We start from the raw sequence: 18,938 nt of genomic DNA, 5'->3' as shown, positions 1-18,938 counted from the left end.
TCAAACTTATCAGCAAAGTCTACGCACCGGCGGTCCGATACCTTCCTCTGTCACCAAGCCCGACTGCTTCGCCACGGGCGATGAAGAAACACCAGGCGGCCGCCCACCAAAACGGGGCGCTGCCGAATCGGCACACCAGGGGGGGCGCGGCCCGGTTGCGTGCGAAACGCATCAACCGGGCCGCTTTTTTTTGCGCCCTGTTAAAGCCCCACGATCATTACTACTCGGTGTAGGTGGCGTAGCACTTGGGGGTCTCCCACAAGCGGGCCTCGACAATCGGGAAGCCCGCGTCGCGCGTGAAGTTGTAGATCAGCTGCGCGATGCTCTCGGCCGTGGGGTTTTGGTCGATGAGGTAGAGCGGCTCGCCGAGCTCGGTCAACGCGCCGACAGCCGGGTCGTCCCGGTGCAGGATCATCCGGTGGTCCAGGTTCTCGTCGATCCAGGTGCTGACCACCTGCTTGATGTCCCCGAAGTCGAGCACCATGCCGCGGTTGTCGAGCGTCGGCGCCTCGATGGTGATGACCGCCTTGCCGTTGTGCCCGTGCAGGTGCCGGCACTTGCCCTCGTAGTTGAGCAGGCGGTGGCCGTAGCAGAAATCGATCTCGCGGGTGACTCGGAACATTGGGTTTGAAGTACTGGGTGGGCGGGGCTGTCGGTGGTGGAGCCTTGCGGACGTCAATCGATCACAACATATTGACCCTCCCCCCGCAAGCTCGGGTCCGTTTTTAGGACGGTTCCCGACGAACGACTTCCGAACGACAGCCCCGGAGCCAGCCGCCCATGCCAAACCACGCCGCCCGCCGAGACAAACTCCGCCGGCTGATCCGCAAGGCCAAGGCCGACGCGCTGCTGGTCACCAGCTTCAAGAACGTTACCTACCTAACGGGCTTCACCGGCGACGACAGCTACCTGCTGGTGACCCTCGACTCCGAGGTGCTGATCTCCGATAGCCGCTTCACCACGCAGCTGGAGGAGGAGTGCCCGGGGCTGGTGGTCGAGATCCGTGGCCCCGGCCGCGAGATGCTGGCTACGGTGCTCGATGTCGTCGGCGGGGCTAAGGTCGAGCGGCTTGGAGTCGAGGCCGACGCCATGAGCCTGGGGCTGCACAACCGCCTGCAAGAGCAGGGCGAGGGGCTCCGGCTGGTTCCGACCAACGGGCTGGTCGAGGAGCTGCGGACCATCAAGGACAAGGAAGAGATCGCCGCCACCCGGGTCGCCTGCGACCAGGCCCGGCGGGCTTTCGACGTGGTCCGTGCGGGTCTGACCGGCGGCATGACCGAGCTCGACGTGGCGGCGGAGCTGGAGTACCAGGCGCGGCGGTTCGGCGCGAAGGGGCTCAGTTTCCCACCGATCGTCGCGGTGGGACCCCGTGGCGCGTTGCCGCACGCCAACCCGACCAGCAAGCAGATCGGCGAGGACTACTTTACGCTGATCGACTGGGGCGCCAACGAGGGCCTCTACGTCAGCGACCTCACGCGGATGGTGGTGACCGGCAAGGTCTCGGCCAAGTTCAAGAAGATCTACGGCATCGTGCTGAAGGCGCAGCTAGCGGGGATTGCCGCCATCGGCCCGGGCGTCAAGTGTCAGGACGTCGATCGGGCGGCCCGCAGAGTTATCGAGAAGGCGGGCTACGGCAAGCAGTTTGGTCACGGGCTGGGCCACGGCACCGGGCTCGAGGTGCACGAGGGTCCGCGGCTGGCGATGAACCGCGAGGACGAGCTGAAGCCGGGCATGATCATCACGGTCGAGCCGGGCATCTACTTGCCGGGCTGGGGCGGCGTCCGCATCGAGGACGACATCCTGGTCACACGCACCGGGCACGAAGTGCTCACCGACGTGCCCAAAGAGCTCGCAGAGTGCTGCCTGGCCTAAAGGGGCTGGGCAGCCGGGCCGCGGGTCGGTTAGGGAGTGGGCCGATTTGCCCCAAGTTGTGCCTCAGGCAGGGGTTGCACACAGCGGTGGGCCTAGATTAGGCTTTCGGGTTTGGCGAGGGCTCCCCGTCGCCAGCTTGGGCGTGCCTGGCTCGCCCGTGTCCGACGGTGCACCGAAATGGCTTCCAAAGACAATTCTACGAATTCAGATAACGCGGAGAGCGATATGGCAAGTGGCGCCAACGGCGGCAGCGGCGACGTGTTTGACGTCCGCAGGGTCCGCAAGCTCGTCGAGTTGATGGACGAGCATGATCTGGCCGAGATCGTGCTGCAGCAGGGCGAGCAAAAGATGAAGCTGCGTCGCGGCCCGGATCCGACGGCGGTGACCGGCGTGCCGATGCAGGGGTACGCCCCCGTGGCCGCGGCAGCGCCAGGCCCCGCTGCGGCCGCGCCCGCCGGGCCGGCCCCAGCGGCAGAGCCGGCGGCCAGCGGCCCGGTGATCAAGAGCCCAATGGTCGGCACGTTCTACTCGTCTTCGAACCCGGAGTCGCCCCCCTTCGTGAAGGTGGGAGACCAGGTCGGCCCCGAGTCGATCGTCTGCATCGTCGAGGCGATGAAGGTCTTCAACGAAATCCCGGCCGAGTGCTCGGGCAAGATCACCGCCGTGCTCGTCGAAGACGGCGCCTCGGTGGAGTTCGGCCAGCCGATCTTCCAACTGGAAGGCTGAGCCAACGCCGCCGCGATCTCCGCCACCGCCCCCCGCCACCCTCTGACGCCCCGCCGACTCTGCCTGATGTACGAACGCATACTGATCGCTAACCGAGGAGAGATTGCCCTGCGGGTGATCCGGGCCTGCCGGGAGCTGGGCATCGGCACGGTGGCCGTCTACAGCGAGGCCGACCGCGGCGCCCACTACCTCGACCTTGCCGACGAGGCTTACTGCATCGGCCCCGCCAAGGCGGCCGACAGCTACCTCAAGATCGCCAGCATTATCAGCGCCGCCGAGGTGGGCAACGTCCAGGCGATCCATCCGGGCTACGGCTTCCTGGCGGAGAACGCACACTTCAACGAGGTCTGCCGGAGCTGCAAGATCGACTTCATCGGGCCCTCGCCCGAGGCGATGGCCCAGCTCGGCGACAAGAACTCCGCCCGCTCGATCGCCCGCGCGGCCGGCGTGCCGGTGGTGCCCGGCAGTGACGGGCTGATCAACAGCGAAGAGGAGGCCCTCCGCTTCGCCCACGAGGTCGGCTTCCCGGTGCTGATCAAGGCGGTCGCCGGCGGCGGCGGCAAGGGCATGCGGGTCGCGTCGAACGACCTCGCCCTCAAGTCGTCGCTGCAGCAGGCCCAGGCCGAGGCCGAGGCCGCCTTCGGCAACGGCGCGGTGTACCTCGAGAAGTACGTCCAGCACCCGCGGCACGTCGAGGTGCAGGTGCTGGCCGACGGCCACGGCAACGCGGTGCACCTGTGGGAACGCGACTGCTCCGTGCAGCGCCGCCACCAGAAGCTGATTGAAGAGAGCCCCAGCACGAGCGTCTCGGCCGAGACCCGCGCCGAGATGGGCGAGGCCGCCAAGCGGCTCATCCTGCAGGCCGGCTACCAGAACGCCGCCACCGTCGAGTTCATTGTGGACTCCGAGGGCAAGTACTACTTCATCGAGGTTAATGCCCGCATCCAGGTCGAGCACCCCGTCACCGAGATGGTGACCGGCATCGACCTGATCAAGGCGCAGATCGCGATCGCCTCGGGCGAGCCGCTGCCGTTCACCCAGGACGACATCAAGAGCAGCGGCCACGCCATCGAGTGCCGGATCAACGCCGAGGACCCGGCCCGCAACTTCCAGCCGTCGCCCGGCAGGATCGAGCGGCTGATTGTGCCCGGCGGCTTCGGGGTGCGGTTCGACTCGCACGCCCACAGCGGCTACGTCGTGCCGCCGTACTACGACTCGATGATCGGCAAGCTGATCGTGCACCAGCCGACCCGCGAAGAGGCGATCGCGTGCATGCTGCGGGCCCTCGCCGAGCTGCGGGTCGACGGCATCAAGACCGTCGCGCCGCTGCACCAGGAGATCCTCAGCCACTCGGCGTTTGCCGAGGGCCGGATCGACACCACGTTCGTCGAACGGACCTTCATGGCGGGGTAGCGGCCGTCCGCCCGGCGGGCCGCGGCCAAGGGGTTTGCCCGCCACGGCCGCGCGGCGGCCCCGTTGGCTTCCGACCATTAACGGCCCGCCCAGGCGACGCTAGAATACGGTCTCTGAAGCCCCTCCGTCTCATTCCCCCCTACGCCGGCGCCCGGCCGCCGGACCAGCCCCAACCACCCACACCATGTCCGAAAAGATCGAAAACACGCTGAGTCGCCCCGAACCCCTTGAGCACGGCTTCAAGAAGGCCGCGATCCTGTTCGCCGGCGGGCCCGCTCCCGCCGCCAACGCGGTGATCTCGGCCGCGGCGGTCTCGTTCTTGCGTAACGGCATCGAGGTGGTGGGCGTCAAGCACGGGTACTCGAGCCTGATCGAGTTCTCCGAGGACAAGCCGCTGGTCGAGGGCACGGACTACGTGATGATCGATCACCCGATGCTCAGCCGAACCCGCAGCAAGCCCGGCATTATGATCGGTACCGCCCGGGCGAACCCCGGCAAGCTGGTCTCGAGCCAGGAGCACCTGCAGGACCCCGAACGCGTGGCCCCGCTGAAGAACGTGTACGAGGGGCTGCTGTCGCTGGGCGTGGACGCGTTGGTATCGATCGGTGGCGACGACACGCTGAAGACCGCCAACAAGTTCAAGCTGTACCAGGACACGCTGCCGGAGGGCTCGCCCCGCATCCCGGTGGTGCACCTACCCAAGACGATCGACAACGACTACCGCGGCATCGACTTCACGTTCGGCTACTTCACCGCGGTCGACTTCATCGCCCGCGAGGTCCGCAACCTGCTTGCCGACGCCGAGGCGAACCGGAACTATTTCCTGGTCGAGTCGATGGGCCGCAGCGCCGGCTGGCTGGCGTACGGCGTGGCGATTGCCGGCGAGGCGAGCCTGGTAGTGAGCGTCGAGGACATCCGCGGCAAGTTCCGCGCAAAAGAAGAGTTCACCGACGCCGACGGCAACACGCACTCGCGCGACGTGATGAACATGAACGAGGTCATCCGCCGCATCGTGGCGACCATGACCACCCGCGAGCGCGAGGGCAAGAAATACGGCGTGATCGTCATCGCCGAAGGCCTGGCCGAGCTGCTCCCCTACAAGTACGTCGAGGGGGTGTCGCGCGACGACCACGGCCACATCAACATCTCGGCGATCAACCTCTACGAGCTGTTCTCCGACCTGATCGCCGCGGAGTACCAGCGTCAGACCGGCGCCAAGCGGTCGGTCAAGCCGGTCCAGCTCGGCTACGAGGCCCGCTGTGCCGAGCCCCACGCCTTCGACGTGATGCTCGGCAGCCAGCTCGGCGTCGGCGCTTACCGGTCGTTGGTCGAGAAGCGGCTGGACGGCGTGATGGTGTCGGTCGAGGGTCAGCTGCAGCTGGTCTACGTGCCGTTCGAAGAGCTGGTCGACCCCAAGACCCTGGTCACGGTGGTCCGGTACATCGAGGCCGACAGCGACTTCCGGAAGCTCACCCGCTTCCTCGAGACCTACGTCAACGAGGAAGAGTACGCCCAGTAGTCGCGGCGCGTTAGTCCGTGTAGGCGCATCCTGGATCTTCTGCCCCTGGCGATTGCATGTCGTTCCCTGAGCCGTTTTACCGCTGGCGTCCGCACCCCTGGCACGGACTCGACGCGGGCCCCAACCCGCCCGAGCTGGTCCAGGCCTACATCGAGTTAACCCCGTTCGACCGGGTCAAGTACGAGCTGGACAAGCAGACCGGCTACCTGCGGGTCGACCGGCCGAACCGCACGTCGGCGTTCTCGCCGACGCTGTACGGCTTCGTGCCGCGCACGTTCTGCGGCAAGCGGGTGCAGGACCTGATGCCGGGCGCCAAGGCCGGCGACGGCGACCCGCTGGACATCTGCGTCATCAGCGAGCGGCCGATCACCAACCCCGAGATCATCCTCAAGGCGCGGGTGGTCGGCGGCCTGCCGATGCTCGACAACGACGAGGCCGACGACAAGATCATCGGCGTCCTGGCCAACGACGCCATGTGGGGCGAGGTCAAGGAAGTCGAGGACCTGCCCAAGGTGCTGGTAGACCGCCTGCGGCACTACTTCAGCATCTACAAGTCGCTGACGCCCGAGGAGGCCGCCAAGGTCCGCATCGACCACGTCTACGGCCGCGAGCACGCCCTAAAGGTGATCGAGGCCGCCATGGCCGACTACCTAGAAGAGTTTGGCGAGTAGGCTGGAAGAGCTCGGCGAGCAGTCGGCCGCTCTAGAAGCCGATCTGCACCTGCGCACGCACCAGCAGCCCGTCGTCGCCTGGCAGCAGGTCGGCGCCGCTGCTGCTGACCGCCGAGCGGACCACGTCCGTGACGTCGAGCGACAGCTTGTTGATGCGGTCGTCCCGGCCGTCGCCCCAGTACCAGTTGAGGCCGCCGGACCGCTCGTACGAGTCGCCCATCATGCCGGAGACCTGCGACAGCCGGGCGTTGACGTCGAGCCGGCGGGGGATCAGGAAGCAGCCGACCTCGGCGTGGTAGCCGTAGTCGTACAGGCTACCGACGCCGAGCGCGCCGTCGGCACGGAAGTCGTGCAGAGAGCGCAGGAAGTACTCGCCGTTGACGCTCCAGCCCCGCCACTTTAGGCCGGCGTCGAACGACGCGACGAGGGTCTCGACCCCCAGCACCCGCACGCCGGGCGCCAGCGCCCCGACCTGCGAGAGGAGCGTGCCGTCGCTGAGCCGCAGGAAGCTGTCGTCGCCGAGCGGGAAGCCCGCGTCGGACCGGTCGCTCGACTTACTCAATGCCAGGCTCGCGCCGTAGCGGAGCACCGGCGAGGCGTGGCAGGCGTAGTCGGCGTCGCCATTGCCGAAGGGGCCCCAGGGGTCGAACGAGATGGCGCCGGCCGCGCAGAACCCGTCGTCCAGCGAGAACGACGGGTGCTGCGAGGTCCGCAGGCCGTTGGTCAGCGACCACTCGTGGTGGCAGAAGTCGCCGATATCGCCCCACAAATAGACGCCGTCGCTGAACGCGGGGCGGAAGTACTCACTCGCCAGCGAGCGGTCGACCATCCGCTGGAACCGCGACGACAGCAGCCACTGCCGGCAGGCAGCAACCTTCCACCGGCCGATCGCGACCTCGAGCCCCTCGGCAAACTCGTACGCCGCGTAGTAGGCAAGCTGGTCGACCTCCGAGGCGCCGTCGCTGTCGCCGTCGAAAATCAGGTAGTAACGCAGCTCCGGCAACACGGCCGTGCCAGAGATGTTGAGCCGCATCCGCTCGCTGTCGAACTCGCTGCGGTTGCGGACCGGGCGGGTGACGCCGGCCGAGTCAGTCCAGGCCGGCAGGTCGCGCGCGAAGCCGGTGTAGCGGAGCTGCAACCGCCCGCCGATGTACAGCGCGTAGGGTCGCTCCTGGAGGTCGGTCGAGCGGATGAACAGGCCCTTGTCGAACTGCACGCCGAGCTCGAAGTCCGGACCCTCCTGCCAATCCCCCGGGCCGGCGGCCAGCCACTCGCACGGCGCCGGCTCGCACGCGGCTGACAGGGCAGCCTCCGCGGCTTCGATCGGCGGCAGCGGCAGCACGTCGGCCGGCTGCGACCAAGCGGCGGCTGTGAGCAGCGACAGCACAAGAACGGCTGGCGTCCTGAAGCGGCGGGGTGAGGAGATTACGGGCATAGATTCCACGAGTCGTTCGGACGCCGCCTGGGCGCCAGCAGGCCGTGCCTGGGACGCCGTACTAACGGGTATCGACGCGCGTGGATGTACCGATAACGCCTATTGTCCGACTCGGCCGCGATCGGGGCGGCCGCTGCGGTAGGCGGGGCAGAGTTTTCCGACTGGGAAGACCGTGCGGCGGCGGGCCTCAGCCGTCTAGCGAGCCCTTGGTGCTCGGTACGCCGGTCATCCGGGGGTCGTGCTCGAGCGCCATCCGCAGCGCGCGGCCGGTCGCCTTGAAGATCGCCTCGGCGATGTGGTGGCTGTTGCGGCCGTGGTGCAGCACGATGTGCAGGTTGCACAGCGCGTTGCCGCTGAAAGCCCGCCAGAACTCCTCGACCAGTTCGCTGTCGAAGTCGCCGATCTTGGCCGCCGGCAGGGGGGCCTCGAAGTGCAGGTACTGCCGCCCGCTGAGGTCGATCGCCACGGTGGCAAGGGTCTCGTCCATGGGCAGGGTGAAGTGCCCGTAGCGGCGGATGCCGGCCTTGTCGCCGGCCGCCTGACGCACTGCCTGGCCGAGGCAGATGCCGATGTCCTCGACCGTGTGGTGGGCGTCGATGTGCAGGTCGCCGGCGGCCCGGACCGTCAGGTCGGTCGCGGAGTGCTTGGCCAGCAGCGTCAGCATGTGGTCGAGGAACCCAACGCCGGTCTCGAGTTCCGCGTTGCCGGCGCCGTCCAGGTCGAGCTCCAAGTTGATCTGGGTCTCACTGGTCTGGCGGTCGATTTTGGCGGTGCGGGCGGGCATTCTTCGGGATTCTAGCGGGATTGGAGTGGGGGGCGCCCGGGCGACTGCTGTCACGGGGCCGCCCTGAATGGTAGCAAGCAGGCGGGGGGGAAACGAGCAGATTGGCCCCCGCTACAGGACACCGCGGCTGGGGTTGAGGTTACCACCGCTATGCGCGGTATAATCGGGCTCTCGTCTGCTCGTCTGGTCCCACCGGAGGCTCGCCATGTGCCCGATGAAGAAATCCCCGTCGGAGTCGTTCCAGCAGCTCACCGGGGCGGTGTCGCTGTCCGCGGCGGCCCGCCGCACGGGGATCCCGCGCCGCCAGGTCCGTCAGTTGGTTCAGCAGGGGCGGCTGCCGTTTGTTCAGGTGCGGGGCCAGATCTGCGTCCCCGCGAAGGCCGTCCGCGAACTGAGCAGAGCCCCACGATTCCGCTAGTTAGTTTCGGGTCGCTGCGGCACGAGCGACTGCCGGCGGAAGCCGCAGCAGCCCCGAGGACCGAGGTTGCCGCGCGGCAGAGTGGCAACCTAACGGCTTCCGCCGCTGGTTACTGGAGAATAAGTAAAGGCCCGACGGCGTCATTTAGGCCCACTCGAGGCCGGTCTCGCCCTTGACGCGCTCCTCGAACTCGCCCAGCAGGCCGCCGATGACGTCCCAGCCCTGTGGGCGGCGGACTTCGATGTCGCCCTGCGGGTTGATCCGCACGATGGTCCCGTCGAGCACGCCGGCCGACGCCAGGTCGTCGTGGTGCAACTCGTCCTCGGCAATGATGCGGTCGAGGGTGGCGCCGGTCATCTCGATGAAGGACATCGCTTCTTCTCTGAATAGAGTCCAGGGTCCGCCTCAGCAATGCCCGTAGCATAACGTGGCGGGCAGAGGCTGGGCAAGCATCACGCGGCCACCGCTACAGCTTCCAGTCGGGCGCCATCGCGCGGACCAGCTCGGTGAAGCGGAGCAGGGTGGGGATGTCGATCTGCTCGGTGCGGGCGTCGGGGCCGAACTGCATCTCCGTCATCACCTGGTCAACCTGCTCCTTGCTAAGGTGCTGCTTCATCGCGGCCACGACGTTCGCCCGCAGGAACTTGCGGCGGTGCAGGAACAGCGACTTGATAAACTGGTGGAAGTACTTGAGGTCGGGGATTGCCGCCCGCCGCTCGGGATCGACCGTGACCCGCACGATGGCCGACGTGACCTTGGGCGCCGGCCAGAAGACTTTGGGGGGCATCTCACGGACCACCTCGGTCTGCGCCTGGGCCTGCATCCAGACACTCAACGCGCCGTAGTCCTTGCTCCAGGGCTGGGCCACGATACGGTCGCCCAGCTCTTTTTGGATCGTGGCGACCATCATGTGCGGCGTGTGCTCGCACAACAGCAGGTTCGACAGGATCGGCGTCGCGACGTTGTACGGCAGGTTCGCCACTAGCTTCAGCCGGCCGCCCGGCACCTCGGACAGCGCCTGCCCGACCGCGTCCATCACGACCGGCGAGAACGTGTTCTTGTTCTTCAGGGCGTCGGTCTGCAGCATCCGCACGTTGGGGAAATCGATCAGCTGCTCGCTGGCCAGCTCGAACAGGTTGCCGTCGATCTCGACCGTCACGATGCGGCCCGCCTTGGGCGCCATCAGCGTTGTCAGCGAACCGGTGCCGGTGCCGATTTCGAGCACCACATCTTGCGGGCCGATGTCGGCCGAGTTGACGATCAGCTGGACCAGGTTGAGGTCGATCAGGAAGTTCTGGCCGTGCCGCGACGCCGGCGCGATGCCGATCTCGCCGAGGCGCTTCATCAGGAACGATTTTGTTTGACGCGGGTTGGCCATAGAAAAATGATCGGATCGGGGCAGCTGAATTCCCGTCCCCGGCCTGTGGAGGGTCTAGGGGAGGGGGTTAGCGCTGGTGAGTGTTTGAAGGTGCGTGGTTAGGTAGGGGGATGGCGAACGCCTCGTTGGCGCCACAAGGCGGGGCAACCCCCTCCCTCAATCCCTCTCCCTGCCGGGGAGGGAGGTTTTCGCGACCGCTTGGCGGTCGTTGCGAACGTTTCATGATTTCTGCACCAGCTGACGCTCGACGTACTTGGCGAGGACGTCGGTCTCGAGGTTGACGCGGTCGCCCACCTGGCGGCCGCCGAGCGTAGTCGCCTGCAGCGTGTGCGGGATTAACGCGACGCTGAACCGCTCGTCCTCGACGTCGACCAGCGTCAGGCTGACGCCGTCCACGGCGACCGAGCCCTTGGTCGCCATCTGCCGGGTAAGGGAGGCGGGGACGCGGAAGTAGAACTTCGACCACTCCGCGTCGTCGTCGCGCTGGTCGACCGTTCCCAGGCCGTCGATGTGCCCGGTGACGTAGTGGCCGCCGATCGGGTCGCCGGCCCGCAGCGAGGGCTCGACGTTCACGCGGCAGCCTGGCTCGAGTTGGCCAAGGTTGGTGCGGGAGAGGGTCTCCTCGCCGGCCTGGAAGTCGATCCGGTCGTCGTAGTTGGCGACCACCGTCAGGCAGCAGCCGTTCAGGGCGATGCTCGCGCCGATGTCGGAGTCGCCCTCGAGTCCCTGGCGGTCGATCGTGATGGTCACGCCGGGGCCGTCGGGGGTGACGGCGATCACTTCGGCCAGGCCACGTACTAAACCGGTAAACACAGCAGCAGGTCCGATGAGGCCCTCCGGGCGCCGGGGGCACGAGTGCCGGGGACGCGCGGGGCCGGGGTAACTGTCGCTCAGCCGTCCCGACGGCGTGAGAACAGCAGGCGCCCCAGTGAACGCCGCTGGAGACGCCAATCGGGAACGCTGGTTGGGTAAAGGGGCGAACCTATGAATAGAACACAGATCACCAGCGGGGCGTAGCCCCCAAGGGACACGCCGACCGCTACGGTCAGCAGCACCGCCGCGACGAACCCGAACTCGCGGGGTCGGCTCGTGACCCGGAGCCGGGGGTAAGCGATCTGGCTCACCATCAGCACCCCCAAGCCGAGCGCCAGGGCGGGCAGGAGGTACGGCTGCGAGCCGCCCTTGGTCCCCGCAAGGGCGATCACTGCCGCGGCGATGGTCGCCCCGGCGGCGGGGCAGGGGAGCCCCTCGAAACGGCCCGGAGGGTCGCCGCTGGCGTCGTAGCGGGCGAGCCGTAGTGCGGTGGCAGAGAGCAGCCATGCCGCGGCGCCCCACGCCAGCCGGCCGGCGGGGCGGCTCAGCTCGCACACCAGCAGGGCGGGCGCGGCCCCAAACGAAACCACGTCCGCCAGGCTGTCGAGCCGACCGCCGAATTCCGAGGCGACCCCCAGCCGCCGCGCCGCCAGCCCGTCGAACCCGTCCAGCAGCGCGGCCAGCAGGATCAGCCCCGCGGCGGTCAGTGCCGGGTTCTCCACGCCGGCGCCCGACAGCACGACGATCGCCAGGAAGCCGGACAGCAGGTTGCCCAGCGTGAGCAGCGACGGCAGCAGGTAGGCGTGGTTACGCGTTGGCATCGCGTGGGGATCGTGGGGGCTAACGTTTCGCGAGGATGCTCGAGCCGCCGTGCACCCGGTCGCCGACCTGCACGGTGACCTCCACCCACTCGGGCACAATCAGCTCGGTCCGCGAACCAAACTTGATCATGCCGAACCGCTGGCCACGCTGGTAGGCGTCGCCCGGCGAGAGCGGGCAGACGATCCGCCGCGCCACCGCGCCGGAGACCTGCCGCACCGCGAAGCGGACGCCGCACGGCTCCTCCCAGCCGACCCACTGGCTCTCGTTGTGGTCGGTCGCCTCGGGGGTCCGGGCGTCGTGCCGGGCGCCCTCGGCGTAGTGGGTGTCAACGACGCGGGCCTCGGCCGGCACGCGGTTGACGTGCACGTCGAACACCGACAAGAAGATCCCGATCCGCTTGGCCGGGCCGCCGAGGTAGTGGTACTCGTCGAGGGGGGTGATGTCGGTCACACGGCCGTCGGCCGGCGCGACATACGCGCCCTCTTCCAGCGGGATCGCCCGGGGCGGGTCGCGGAAGAACCACAGCAGCATCAGCAAGAGGGCCCCAGGCACGAACGCCAGCGGCGCCCACGGGCCGGCGAACACGGCGGTCAGCACGGTCGCGGCCAGCAGCGGCGCGCCGTACAACAGCAGTTCTCGCTTGCCCCACGGGGCGAGTTGAATCCGGTAGCCGTCCGGGAGGGAGTGCGTCTGCGGCGCGCTCATCAGTGCAACACTGGACATATGTCGAACCAGTTTCTTCCCTGTGCGCTCATCCATTCACTGCACTCCTCCGGGCCCCAAAAGCCCGGGTCGTACATGTAGAGCGTCGGTTTATCGCCTGATTGCCATGCCTGTAAGATTGGGTCGCAGATCTTCCACGCGGCCTCGACCTCGTCGGCCCGGGCGAACAGGCTGGCGTCGCCCTCCAGTGCGTCCAGCAGCAGCCGCTCGTAGGCCTCGGGCATGGAGCGCCCGCGGAATTCCCGCTGGTAGTTGAAGTCGAGGTCGGTCTGCCGCATCTTCATGCCGGCGTCGGGGACCTTGGTCTGGAAGTGGAGCTGGATGCCCTCGTTGGGCTGCACCTGGATCACGAGCCGGTTGGCGTCGGTGATGCCGCGGGGGCCGTCGTTGAACAGCATGTGGGGCGGCTGGCGGAACTGGATGACGATCTGCGTGGTGCGGCAGCTCATCGCCTTGCCGCTCCGCAGGTAGAACGGCACCCCCTGCCAGCGCCAGTTGTGGATGCACAGCTTGAGCGCGGCGAACGTGGCGGTGCGGCTGCGGGCGTCGACCCCTTCGTGGCCGGTGTAGCCGCGGTACTGGCCGCGGAACGTGTCGCGGCGGAAGTCGTCGCCCTGCATTGGTTTGACCGCCTGCAGCACCTTCACCTTCTCGTCCCGCACCGGGTCGGCCGCGTAACGGACGGGAGCCTCCATGGCAGTGATCATCAGCAGCTGCAGCAGGTGGTTCTGGATCATGTCCCGCACTACGCCGGCCGAGTCGTAGTAGCCGGCCCGCTTGCCGACCTCGACCTCCTCGGCCACGGTGATCTGCACGTGGTCGATAAAGTTGCGGTTCCAGATCGGCTCGAAGATCGCGTTCGCGAACCGCAGGACCATCAGGTTCTGGACAGTCTCTTTGCCCAGGTAGTGGTCGATGCGGTACACCTGCTTCTCGTCGAACGAGCGGTGCACGACCTTGTTGAGTTCCTGGGCGGTCGCCAGGTCGGTGCCGAACGGCTTCTCGATCACCACCCGGCGGCTGCAGTCGTCGGTGTCGCCGGCCATGCCGGCCTTGCCGAGCTGCTCGACCGTCGGGCCGTAGAACCGCGGCGCCATCGACAGGTAGTAGACGCGGGTCGCCTCGTCGCCGTTCTCGAGCTCCTTGAGGAACGCGTCGAGCTTGGTGAAGTCCTCGGCGTTGGCGACGTCGCCCGGCTGGTAGAAGACGTTCTCGGCGAACTTCGACCACAGCTCGGCGTCGAAGTTCTCGCCGGCGAACTTCTCGGTCGACTCCGCCAGGCTGGCCCGCCACTCGTCGTGGCTGAACGCCGTGCGGCTCACGCCGACCACCTTGGTGTCCTCCGGCAGCCGACCCTTGCGGCGCAGGTTGTACAGGGCCGGGATCAGCTTGCGGCTGGTGAGGTCGCCCGAGGCGCCAAAAATGACAAACGTGTGGGGCATGCGTGCGGGGCGAGGGGCAAGGGGGCGGGCCACAACCCTCCTAGCGGCGGATCATCCCCGCGGGGCAGGGATGCCGGCGGGGCGGGCCGGTTGCGGCAGTGATACGGGAAGCCTACACCTGCAGAGTTTTAACGCAACCGCCGGCGTGGCAACAGCAGAGTTTTTTGCCTGCCGACCGCAGACGCAAGGGGGCGTCGGTGCAATCCCCGCTGGGCAGGCCCCCGCTCCCGGACCCCAACCCGGCCACTCGCACGCCCCACGCTAGCAGCCTGGCCTCCTAGCCCTGCGCCGGCTCCTGCCGCAGTTTAGGCTCGCCGTAGACCTTCTGCTGATCCCCCTGCTCGGCCATCCACTCCTCAAGCCGCTGACGCATCTCCCGCACCCGCTGCGACTGGTCAGGGTCGGCAGCTAGATTCTCCTGCTCGTGCGGGTCTTCCTCGAGGTCGTACAGCTCCTCTGCGACCCGGTGCTGGTAGTGGTCGACCACCCAGCGGGCGTGCTTGTCGTGCTCGGCGGCGTCGACCCAGCTCTGCCAGTAGCCACGGTCGCCCCGCTGGCGGGCCGCGTTGATGACGTGCGACTCGTACACGAACTCGGGGTGCAGATTCAGGATGTACTTCCATCGCCTGTCTCGCACCGCGCGGATCGGGAACACGTTGTGGTTGCCGTCGCCGGAGTGGGTGGTGAAGATCTCGTCGCGGTGCGTGTCCTGCTCGCCCGTCAGCACGCCGGCGAACGAGCGGCCGTCGATCTGCGTGGGCGCCGCCGGGGGCTCGCCGCCGGCCAGCTCCAAGAGCGTCGGCAGCAGGTCGATCCAGCTCACCATCGCGTCCGTCCGCGTATTGGCCTCAACGCGCCCAGGCCACGACACGATCATCGGCACGCGGGTCCCCTCGTCGTACAGGTTCCACTTGCCGAACGGCCACTGCGCGCCGTGGTCGCTGGTGAAGACGAACATCGTCTCGGGGCCGAGCTTCGCTTGGACCAGCTCGTAGATCACGCCCAGCCGGCGGTCGGCCTCGGTCACCGAGGTGTAGTACCGCGAACGCATCTTCCGGGTCTTCTCGGTGTCGACGTGCGTCGGACGCAGGCCGATCGCGTCGGGGTCGTAGCCCTTGTTGGCGGGCCAGGGGCCGTGCGGCTGGTGGGTGCCGAACAGCAGGCAGACCGGCTTGTCCCCCGTGTACTCGTCGAGGTACTTGCGGGCGGCCTCCATGTTGCCCTTCGACTGGAACTTGCCCGCCGCCTCCTGGTCGAAGCCGTACAGCTTGGCCTGGTTGTAGTGCGCGACCTTGCCGAACGCCACGACCTCGTAGCCGAGCTCCTGGAAGTAGGCGGGCCGTTTCTTGATCTCTTTCCGCGGCCGACTGTGGTTCGGCTCGGCGCCGTTGCGGGCCGGCATCAGGCCAGTGAGCAGCGCCGCGCGGCTCGGAGCGCAGCTCGGCGAGGCGACAAACGCGCGGTCGAACGTCATCCCCTGCTGCGCCAGCTTCGCCATGTTAGGCGTCCGCACGTCGGTCGAACCGTAGGCTGTGCAGTCGAGGCGGCTCTGGTCGTCGGTGATGAACACCACGATGTTGGGCCGCGTCGGCTTCTCATCGGCCACGGCCGCAGAGGCATTCAGGCCGGCGAGCAGCACCACGGTCAGTCGAACAAGCAGACGCATTGCGGTCATCGCTCCAAGATCGGAAGTCGGGTCGAGGTCGAGCGTCACCGATTGGCTACCGCACGAGCGGGGCACGGCTGGGCGCGGCGGCGGCGGGCAGGTTCTCCAGCAGCACCGGATCGCCGTACAGTATGCGCTGATCACCCTGCGCCTGCATCCAGGCCTCAAGGTTGGCCCGCATCTGCTCGAGCCGCTCGGCGTGCGCCGGGTCGGCCGCCAGGTTGTGCTGCTCTAGCGGGTCGGACTCGAGGTCGTACAGCTCGTCGCCCGGCCGCTGCAAATATCGGTTGACGACCTCCGCGGCCCGCTGGTCGTGCCGCGCGGCCTCAACCCAGGTGACCCAGTAGCCAGCGCCGTCGACGTTGCCCGCCTTGGTGATATGGGTCTGGTACTTGAACTCGGGGTGCAGGTTGTGGAGGTACTTCCAGCGGACGTCGCACACCGCGCGGATCGGGTAGACATTGAAGTTGCCGTCGCCGGAGTGCGTGGTGTAGATCTGCTCGCGGTGCTTGTCGTCCTCGCCACGCAGCACGCCGGCGAACGAGCGGCCGTCGATCTGGTCGGGCGCGGCGGGCGCCTCGCCGCCGGCCAACTCGACCAGCGTCGGCAGCAGATCGATCCAGCTCACCATCGCGTCCGTGCGGGCGCCAGCCTCGACCCGCCCGGGCCACGACACGATCATTGGCACGCGGGTCCCCTCCTCGTACAGGTTCCACTTGCCGAACGGCCATTGGGCGCCGTGGTCGCTAGTGAAGACGAACATTGTCTCCGGTCCGAGCTTCTCACGGGCCAGGTCGTAGACTGTGCCGAGCATCTGGTCGGCCTTGGTGACCGAGGTGTAGTACTGCGAGCGGAACTTGCGGGTCGTCGGCGTGTCGACGTGGGTCGCAGGAAGCTCAACCTCGTCGCCGTTGTAGCCCCGCGGCTGAGGCCACGGCACGTGCGGCTGGTGGGTGCCGAACATGAACACAACGGGTTTTTCGCCCGTGTAGGAGTTCAGGTACTCCTTGGCCGCCTTCATGTTGCCCTTGGCCATGAACTTGCCGGCGGCGTGCTGGTCGAAGCCGTACAGCTCGGCCTGCTTGTAGTGCGAGACCTTGCCGAACGCCACGACCTCGTAGCCGAGCTCCTGGAAGTAGGCGGGCCACTTCTTGATCTCTTTGCGGGGCCGGCTGTGGTTCGGCTCGGCGCCGTTGCGGGCCGGCATCAGCCCGGTGAGCAGCGCCGCGCGGCTCGGCGCGCAGCTCGGTGACGCCACGTACGCCCGATCGAACGTCATCCCGCTGGCGGCCAGCCGCTGCATGTTCGGCGTGCGGAGGTCCGTGGCTCCGTAGGCCGTGCAGTCGAGCTGGCTCTGGTCGTCGGTGATGAACACGACGATGTTCGGCCGCGGTGGCTCGGCTGCCATTGCGTCGCTCATTAGCAGCAGACCCAGAATGAGGGTACAGTTTGCAGGCTTCAGCATTCGTGTGAGCGTGTGCATAAGTAAGAGATCTTGAAATGGAAGAGTTCGAGGAGTGGGGGGCAATGTCCGAGCGAGCCACCCTTTCAGGTCCGGTGTCACGACGCATGCCATAGGTTTAATGACCGATTTCTCTAGGATCTGCGTGGCAATCTGCGCGAATTCCGGCCTCTTTATGGTAGCAATCCGTGTCGCTGCGGCCGGCTTCGAGCCGTCTAGCGGGCGATTGTTTTTAACCCGGGTCCCGTGTCGCTAGGAATCCTCAGATGTGCAGCCGCCAACGTTTCTCGCGGTGGAGCGCTGCCGCTCTCCTCGGTTGGGTTTGCCTGGCAGTAACGCCCGCTAGCGCCCAGCGGGTTGAGCGGTATCAGTTCGTGCCGACCGATGAGCTAGGTTTTATCTACACCGCAGGACTGAGCGGGTTCCGCATGTCCGCCAGCTTGGAGGGCGAATTCGCCGTCACGTATCCCGAGACCGGGGGCCCGTTCATCTCCTCGTTCGAAGTCGTGATTGCCCGATCGGTCACTGAAGGGCCTGTGGCCGGTGGGGCCGAGGGGAGCCCGCTGTCCGACTACCTCTACCACGACCCCGTGGGTCTCACGTTCGGGCGGACTGCGTCGGCATTGCCGTTCGAGTCTTGCGATAGTGGCTTGTGCATAGACACCCCGCCGTTCAACGCGTGCGACCCGTGGGATTGGAATCAGGACGGCGTGCCCACGCTGAGCCTCTACCCGCCGTTGGGAACGGGCTTCGACGATCGACTCCAAACCGAGATCTGGGTCGAACCAATCGTCGGCGGTGCGGGCGCCTTCCAGCTGCGTTCAAACGGGCGCGGGCTCATCCTGGACGGCCTCAATGCCACAACGGTCGCCGGCGGCCTGCCCGTGCGGGTAGTGCCGACGCCCGACGCGCTCAGCCTGGCTTGCTTGGTGCTGCTGGCGCCGCTCGGAGTCTCCTCTGGCCGCCGCCGCTTTGGCTAGTTTCGCGGATTCCAACACTACCGCTTCTGGCATTTCGGGCACGCATACATCGTCCGCGCGGCCAGTTGCCATGAACGGACCTTCGCCTGGCAGGTCGTGCAGCGGTCGTGCTTGTAGACTAGCAGCCGCTCGCTGCGGTTCATGCGGCTGCGCGGTTTGCCGACCTGTGCTGGGTCGGCGATGATGATCCGCTTGTACTTCAAGCCGATCTCCATCAGCTCGGTCAGGTGCTCCCACATCTGGTCGAACTGCTCGCCGGAGAGGTCGCGGCCTGGAGTTTCCGGATGAACACGCATCAGGTGCAGCACCTCGCTGCGGTAGATGTTCCCCACGCCGGCGATCACCTCCTGGTTCATCAGCAGCGTGCCGATGGCGGCCCGGCTGCGGCCGATCCGCTCCCACGCCCGATCGGGGTCGGCGTCGTCCCGCAGCGGGTCGGGGCCGAGCCGGTCGAGGATGGCGTCCGCCTCCTGCTTGGTCACCAAGTGGCAGGCATTCGGGCCGTTGAGGTCGAACGCCCGCCGCTCGCCGATCGCCCGCACGCGGACCTGGCCGACCGGCTCGGGGGGCGGGGCAGGGTGGTCGCGGAACTTGCCGTACAGCCCGAGGTGCACGTGCAGCCGCTTGCCGCCGCCGAAGCGGTAGAACAGGTGCTTGCCGTACGCGTCGACGGTCTGCAGCTTGCGGCCGCTGAGCACCTCGGCGCCCTCCGCGAACCGCCCCTGCGGCGACAGCACAATCAGCTTCTGCCCGGCGAACTCCTTGGCGTGGTCGCGGGCGATGCGGTGGATGACGTGGCCTTCGGGCATGCGGG

19 protein-coding genes are annotated in these 18,938 nt (G+C 67.4%); 7 read left to right on the top strand and 12 right to left on the bottom strand.

The genetic code is table 11. From position 1 onward, the window contains the following. Positions 1-220 precede the first annotated feature (220 nt). Complete coding sequence (locus tag Pla123a_RS22240) at positions 221-622, bottom strand: 6-pyruvoyl trahydropterin synthase family protein (protein WP_146591152.1); 402 nt, start codon at positions 620-622, stop codon at positions 221-223. Between the two features lie 158 nt (positions 623-780). Between Pla123a_RS22240 and Pla123a_RS22235 the strand changes: the two genes are divergently transcribed. The 5 genes from Pla123a_RS22235 to Pla123a_RS22215 all read left to right on the top strand — a co-directional run bounded on the left by Pla123a_RS22235 (position 781) and on the right by Pla123a_RS22215 (position 6,201). After that, on the top strand, positions 781-1,872 hold the full coding sequence (locus Pla123a_RS22235) for a M24 family metallopeptidase (RefSeq protein ID WP_146591150.1): 1,092 nt from the start codon (positions 781-783) through the stop codon (positions 1,870-1,872). Positions 1,873-2,097: 225 nt separating this feature from the next. After that, positions 2,098-2,598, top strand: a complete 501-nt coding sequence (gene accB / locus Pla123a_RS22230; RefSeq protein WP_146591148.1) for an acetyl-CoA carboxylase biotin carboxyl carrier protein — start codon at positions 2,098-2,100, stop codon at positions 2,596-2,598. Between the two features lie 66 nt (positions 2,599-2,664). Next, positions 2,665-4,011 carry an acetyl-CoA carboxylase biotin carboxylase subunit gene (gene accC, locus Pla123a_RS22225; protein WP_146591145.1) on the top strand — a complete coding sequence of 449 codons (1,347 nt, stop codon included), beginning with the start codon at positions 2,665-2,667 and terminating at the stop codon, positions 4,009-4,011. Positions 4,012-4,195: 184 nt separating this feature from the next. Beyond that, positions 4,196-5,530 (top strand): 6-phosphofructokinase, encoded by a 1,335-nt coding sequence (locus Pla123a_RS22220; RefSeq protein ID WP_146591143.1) that lies wholly within the window; start codon positions 4,196-4,198, stop codon positions 5,528-5,530. A gap of 56 nt (positions 5,531-5,586) precedes the next feature. Then, positions 5,587-6,201 carry an inorganic pyrophosphatase gene (locus Pla123a_RS22215; RefSeq protein WP_146591141.1) on the top strand — a complete coding sequence of 205 codons (615 nt, stop codon included), beginning with the start codon at positions 5,587-5,589 and terminating at the stop codon, positions 6,199-6,201. A gap of 31 nt (positions 6,202-6,232) precedes the next feature. On the opposite strand, the gene Pla123a_RS22210 is transcribed toward Pla123a_RS22215, so the two are convergent. Next, on the bottom strand, positions 6,233-7,636 hold the full coding sequence (locus Pla123a_RS22210; protein ID WP_231956595.1) for a hypothetical protein: 1,404 nt from the start codon (positions 7,634-7,636) through the stop codon (positions 6,233-6,235). Positions 7,637-7,823: 187 nt separating this feature from the next. Then, positions 7,824-8,420, bottom strand: coding sequence for an imidazoleglycerol-phosphate dehydratase HisB (gene hisB / locus Pla123a_RS22205; RefSeq protein WP_146591137.1), 597 nt, complete (start codon positions 8,418-8,420; stop codon positions 7,824-7,826). Positions 8,421-8,634: 214 nt separating this feature from the next. Here hisB and Pla123a_RS22200 point away from each other — a divergent pair, with 214 nt between their 5' ends. Continuing rightward, complete coding sequence (locus Pla123a_RS22200; RefSeq protein ID WP_231956594.1) at positions 8,635-8,838, top strand: excisionase family DNA-binding protein; 204 nt, start codon at positions 8,635-8,637, stop codon at positions 8,836-8,838. A gap of 144 nt (positions 8,839-8,982) precedes the next feature. Here Pla123a_RS22200 and Pla123a_RS22195 read toward each other — a convergent pair whose 3' ends face one another. The 8 genes from Pla123a_RS22195 to Pla123a_RS22160 all read right to left on the bottom strand — a co-directional run bounded on the left by Pla123a_RS22195 (position 8,983) and on the right by Pla123a_RS22160 (position 17,090). Beyond that, complete coding sequence (locus tag Pla123a_RS22195) at positions 8,983-9,210, bottom strand: hypothetical protein (protein WP_146591133.1); 228 nt, start codon at positions 9,208-9,210, stop codon at positions 8,983-8,985. Between the two features lie 94 nt (positions 9,211-9,304). After that, positions 9,305-10,183 carry a 16S rRNA (adenine(1518)-N(6)/adenine(1519)-N(6))-dimethyltransferase RsmA gene (gene rsmA / locus Pla123a_RS22190; protein WP_231956593.1) on the bottom strand — a complete coding sequence of 293 codons (879 nt, stop codon included), beginning with the start codon at positions 10,181-10,183 and terminating at the stop codon, positions 9,305-9,307. 252 nt (positions 10,184-10,435) lie between these two features. Continuing rightward, on the bottom strand, positions 10,436-11,029 hold the full coding sequence (locus tag Pla123a_RS25100; RefSeq protein ID WP_231956592.1) for a riboflavin synthase: 594 nt from the start codon (positions 11,027-11,029) through the stop codon (positions 10,436-10,438). A 77-nt stretch (positions 11,030-11,106) separates the two neighbouring features. After that, positions 11,107-11,850: a CDP-alcohol phosphatidyltransferase family protein gene (locus Pla123a_RS25095; RefSeq protein ID WP_146591127.1), complete on the bottom strand. Its 744-nt coding sequence runs from the start codon at positions 11,848-11,850 to the stop codon at positions 11,107-11,109. Positions 11,851-11,869: 19 nt separating this feature from the next. Continuing rightward, a complete protein-coding gene (locus Pla123a_RS22175; protein WP_197528198.1) occupies positions 11,870-12,574 on the bottom strand; it encodes a phosphatidylserine decarboxylase in 705 nt (234 codons plus the stop codon). Next, a complete protein-coding gene (zwf, locus tag Pla123a_RS22170) occupies positions 12,556-14,016 on the bottom strand; it encodes a glucose-6-phosphate dehydrogenase (protein ID WP_146591123.1) in 1,461 nt (486 codons plus the stop codon). The genes Pla123a_RS22175 and zwf overlap by 19 nt, the downstream gene beginning before the upstream one ends. Before the next feature lie 277 nt (positions 14,017-14,293). Then, on the bottom strand, positions 14,294-15,682 hold the full coding sequence (locus Pla123a_RS22165) for a sulfatase family protein (protein ID WP_197528197.1): 1,389 nt from the start codon (positions 15,680-15,682) through the stop codon (positions 14,294-14,296). 55 nt (positions 15,683-15,737) lie between these two features. Continuing rightward, entirely contained in the window at positions 15,738-17,090 is a 1,353-nt protein-coding gene (locus Pla123a_RS22160) for a sulfatase family protein (RefSeq protein WP_197528196.1), read from the bottom strand. A gap of 482 nt (positions 17,091-17,572) precedes the next feature. On the opposite strand from Pla123a_RS22160, the gene Pla123a_RS22155 reads away from it, so the two are divergent. Further along, positions 17,573-18,124, top strand: coding sequence for a hypothetical protein (locus Pla123a_RS22155; protein ID WP_146591119.1), 552 nt, complete (start codon positions 17,573-17,575; stop codon positions 18,122-18,124). Positions 18,125-18,141: 17 nt separating this feature from the next. Here the strand turns inward: Pla123a_RS22155 and Pla123a_RS22150 are convergent, their stop codons facing one another. After that, entirely contained in the window at positions 18,142-18,933 is a 792-nt protein-coding gene (locus Pla123a_RS22150; RefSeq protein WP_146591117.1) for an Fpg/Nei family DNA glycosylase, read from the bottom strand. Positions 18,934-18,938 lie beyond the last annotated feature (5 nt).

It is taken from the genome of Posidoniimonas polymericola (assembly GCF_007859935.1).
Taxonomy (GTDB): Bacteria; Planctomycetota; Planctomycetia; order Pirellulales; family Lacipirellulaceae; genus Posidoniimonas; species Posidoniimonas polymericola.
The sequence above is the reverse complement of the archived record's forward strand: the minus strand, read 5'-3'. Positions and strand labels throughout refer to the sequence as shown.

Bases quoted from the DNA above. Each gene is read 5' to 3' on its own strand.
- accB (WP_146591148.1), top strand. From the start codon at position 2,098: ATGGCAAGTGGCGCCAACGGCGGCAGCGGCGACGTGTTTGACGTCCGC.
- Pla123a_RS22220 (WP_146591143.1), top strand. From the start codon at position 4,196: ATGTCCGAAAAGATCGAAAACACGCTGAGTCGCCCCGAACCCCTTGAG.
- accC (WP_146591145.1), top strand. From the start codon at position 2,665: ATGTACGAACGCATACTGATCGCTAACCGAGGAGAGATTGCCCTGCGG.
- rsmA (WP_231956593.1), bottom strand. From the start codon at position 10,183: ATGAAGCGCCTCGGCGAGATCGGCATCGCGCCGGCGTCGCGGCACGGC.
- Pla123a_RS25095 (WP_146591127.1), bottom strand. From the start codon at position 11,850: ATGCCAACGCGTAACCACGCCTACCTGCTGCCGTCGCTGCTCACGCTG.
- zwf (WP_146591123.1), bottom strand. From the start codon at position 14,016: ATGCCCCACACGTTTGTCATTTTTGGCGCCTCGGGCGACCTCACCAGC.
- Pla123a_RS22195 (WP_146591133.1), bottom strand. From the start codon at position 9,210: ATGTCCTTCATCGAGATGACCGGCGCCACCCTCGACCGCATCATTGCC.
- Pla123a_RS22155 (WP_146591119.1), top strand. From the start codon at position 17,573: ATGTCCGCCAGCTTGGAGGGCGAATTCGCCGTCACGTATCCCGAGACC.
- Pla123a_RS22150 (WP_146591117.1), bottom strand. From the start codon at position 18,933: ATGCCCGAAGGCCACGTCATCCACCGCATCGCCCGCGACCACGCCAAG.
- Pla123a_RS22200 (WP_231956594.1), top strand. From the start codon at position 8,635: ATGAAGAAATCCCCGTCGGAGTCGTTCCAGCAGCTCACCGGGGCGGTG.
- Pla123a_RS22235 (WP_146591150.1), top strand. From the start codon at position 781: ATGCCAAACCACGCCGCCCGCCGAGACAAACTCCGCCGGCTGATCCGC.
- Pla123a_RS22240 (WP_146591152.1), bottom strand. From the start codon at position 622: ATGTTCCGAGTCACCCGCGAGATCGATTTCTGCTACGGCCACCGCCTG.
- Pla123a_RS22175 (WP_197528198.1), bottom strand. From the start codon at position 12,574: ATGTCCAGTGTTGCACTGATGAGCGCGCCGCAGACGCACTCCCTCCCG.
- Pla123a_RS22210 (WP_231956595.1), bottom strand. From the start codon at position 7,636: ATGCCCGTAATCTCCTCACCCCGCCGCTTCAGGACGCCAGCCGTTCTT.
- Pla123a_RS22215 (WP_146591141.1), top strand. From the start codon at position 5,587: ATGTCGTTCCCTGAGCCGTTTTACCGCTGGCGTCCGCACCCCTGGCAC.
- Pla123a_RS22165 (WP_197528197.1), bottom strand. From the start codon at position 15,682: ATGCGTCTGCTTGTTCGACTGACCGTGGTGCTGCTCGCCGGCCTGAAT.
- Pla123a_RS22160 (WP_197528196.1), bottom strand. From the start codon at position 17,090: ATGGCAGCCGAGCCACCGCGGCCGAACATCGTCGTGTTCATCACCGAC.
- hisB (WP_146591137.1), bottom strand. From the start codon at position 8,420: ATGCCCGCCCGCACCGCCAAAATCGACCGCCAGACCAGTGAGACCCAG.